This is a genomic window from Corynebacterium sp. NPDC060344 (assembly GCF_042725215.1).
GTDB lineage: Bacteria > Actinomycetota > Actinomycetes > Mycobacteriales > Mycobacteriaceae > Corynebacterium.
The window spans coordinates 1-2,890 of record NZ_JBHXCS010000030.1 but is presented as its reverse complement, the minus strand read 5'-3'; the positions used below and the strand labels follow the sequence as shown (position 1 = coordinate 2,890).

The window sequence follows — 2,890 nt, the reverse complement described above, 5'->3', positions numbered from 1 at the left end:
CGGGAAGTGAACTCCCCGCAAACTCCCCACCGCAACCAGCGCCCTTGCAGGCACCGTCCCGGCGTCTCGCTTGCCCCGGTAACACTACACACGCCTCTGCGCGGCAACAAAGCGCCTGGCCAACCCCCATAAACGCCCGTGTTTACCGTTCGTTCATCCCCGGCGTAGGCTCCTTTTGTGACCACGAAGCAAGACGCGGCGTCGACCGCGGTACATCCAGTAGATCAGTATCCGGGCCACGCCAAGGCGTTGCTGCTCGGTTTCCAACACGTTCTCGCGGCCTACGCCGGCGCGGTGGCCGTCCCGCTGTTCGTGGGTTGGGCCCTCGTCGACGCCGGCAAGATGCAGCCGTCCGACATCCCCCACCTCATCGCGGCGGATCTCTTCGTCGCGGGCCTGGCCACGATCGTCCAGTCGGTCGGCATCTGGCGCTTCGGCGTCCGCCTTCCCCTGATCCAGGGCTGCACGTTCTCGGCCGCGATCCCGATGGTGACCATCGGCTCGCAGTACGGCGTGCCCGCCATCTACGGCTCGGTCATCGCCTCGGGCATCTTCATGATGCTCTTCGCCCCGCTCTTCGCCTCTCTCCTCCGCTTCTTCCCGCCGCTCGTCACCGGCACCGTGCTGCTGATCATCGGCTCGACGCTCATGCCGGTCGCCGCGGATTGGGTCGGCGGTGGCGCCGAGGTCAAGGGCACGGACGAGTACGGAACGCCGCAGAACCTCGCGGTCGCATTCGGCGTCCTGGCGCTGATCCTCGTCATCGACAGGTGGGGGCCGGCGTGGCTGTCGCGCATCGCGGTCCTCGTCGGCATGCTCACCGGCCTCGTCGTCTGCATCCCGCTGGGGATGGTCGATTGGTCGACGACGTCCGATTCCCCGCTGTTCGGCTTGACCACCCCGTTCTACTTCGGCCTGCCCGAGTTCGTCTTCGCCGCGGTGTTCGCCATGTGCATCGTGTCGCTGGTGACCATGGTCGAGGCGACCGGTGACGTCCTGGCCATCGGCGAGATCACCGATGTGGAGGTCGACGACCGCCGCATCGCCGATACCCTGCGCGCGGACGGCGCCGCGACGGTCGTCGGCGGCATCTTCAACACGTTCCAGTACACCGCGTTCGCGCAGAACATCGGCGTCCTGTCCATCACGGGCGTGCGCTCCCGCTGGGTGACGGCCGTCGCCGGCGGCATGCTCGTCATCCTGGGCCTCATCCCGAAGACGGCGGCACTCGTCGCGGCGATCCCGGCTCCGGTCCTCGGTGGCGCGGGCATCGCCTTGTTCGGCATGGTCGCGGCGTCGGGCGTGCGCACCTTGTCCAAGGTCAAGTTCACCGAGTCCAACGTCATCGTCGTCGGCGTCCCCCTCGCGCTCGCGTTGCTGCCGGCGGTGGCGCCCGGGCTGTTCACGCAGCTGCCGCCGTGGGCGCAGACGTTCATGGCCTCGGGCATCTGCATCGGCGCCGTCGCCGCGATCCTGCTCAATCTCGCGTTCAACACCGGCGATCGAGCTCCGCATTCGGCCGAGTACACGGTCCACGACACCTTCCGCGGCGGCATCAACTCCCACGACAAGGACCACGATGGCTGGGGCGACGTCCCGGCCGACCGTTCCTGATCCCCGGTTTCCCCGCATCACGCGATTGCTTCACGACGCCCACCCCCCTCCCCCATCCGGCCCAACCCCACGGCAGTGGCGTTGGGCCGTTTTCATGCCCTCGTTGGCCGTGCATAACGACGAGGACAACAAGCCAAGAACGCAGCGTCGAGGATGCGCAGCGGCGCATAACAACAGCCTCCGATTAGCAGGAGTGAGGGAAAACCGGAGGAGCGCCGGAGGGGCACCCGAGCTCTTAGGACTCCTCCGCAAGATGAGCCTCCTCCCCACCGCTGCCGCGGCCCCTCGAGCTCCACTGAGCCGGGCACACGGGTTAAGGGACAGAATGTGTCGGAAAACCGGCCCCGAAACACCACCTGACCAGCCACAACGCACCGATTCTGTGATCCCACAGACACAGAACGACCCCCAACACCGCAAATCCAGCTCCGGCACACCCCGACATGCTAAGCCCCACCCCAGCAAGCTAACCCCCCACCGGACGAGCACACGACCACCACCATGCAGGGCAGTAGTCCCGGCCCCGCCCCAGCGGCGACTCGCACCCGCAAAAAGACACGGGCTGGAAAGCAAGACGTGGTCGACGACGACAGATTGCCCAGTCGGCGTGTTTGGGGCCACCCCGCCGGCCAGATACCGACGTTTTGGCCAGGTACCTACGTTCAAACGTGTGTACCTGGCCGAAACGTAGGTGTCCTTGGCGCGTGCCACAGCCCGCGAGCCACAGCCTGCGAGCTACTGCGCAATCGGGCCGAGACGGGGGCGCGAGCCACTGCGCGATCGGGCCGAGACGGGGGCGCAAAATACCCGCGGTGGGCCGACGGTGACTTCCTCCACGATGCAGTCCCCCGTCGCGTCGGCGACTTGCCGCCGCAACGGCTACCGTCACCGCGATCTCGACACCACGGTCGGCATCATCCTCAACACCACAAGCGGCACCATCGACGTCGCGGTGCCGAAGCAACGCCACGGCTGCCACATCCCCGGACTTGACCCACCACAGCCCCGGCAACCCCAGGCGCAGGGGCCAAATCCAACACTTTCAGTCCCTTAAGTCGACACGCCGCAAACCAACACATTTTGGCTCTTAACCCGGGCACATGACCCTTGAAATGAGAAATGAGCCGTTGCCGGTGCCGAACCCCCCTAAAGGGGAACGACACCAACAACGGCTCACTCTTTAACCATGTTATTGGCCGGCGGTGACCTACTCTCCCACACCCTCCCAGGTGCAGTACCATCGGCGCAGGTGGGCTTAGCTTCCGGGTTCGGAATG

1 protein-coding gene and 1 rRNA gene are annotated in these 2,890 nt (G+C 66.2%); one reads left to right on the top strand and one right to left on the bottom strand.

Annotated elements, in window-relative coordinates; translation table 11 throughout:
• Positions 1 to 177: 177 nt before the first annotated feature.
• Positions 178 to 1,614 carry a nucleobase:cation symporter-2 family protein gene (locus tag ACFWGD_RS13100; RefSeq protein WP_377779125.1) on the top strand — a complete coding sequence of 479 codons (1,437 nt, stop codon included), beginning with the start codon at positions 178 to 180 and terminating at the stop codon, positions 1,612 to 1,614.
• 1,194 nt (positions 1,615 to 2,808) lie between these two features.
• On the opposite strand, the gene rrf is transcribed toward ACFWGD_RS13100, so the two are convergent.
• Positions 2,809 to 2,890, bottom strand: a 5S ribosomal RNA gene (gene rrf, locus ACFWGD_RS13095); the annotation flags it as partial.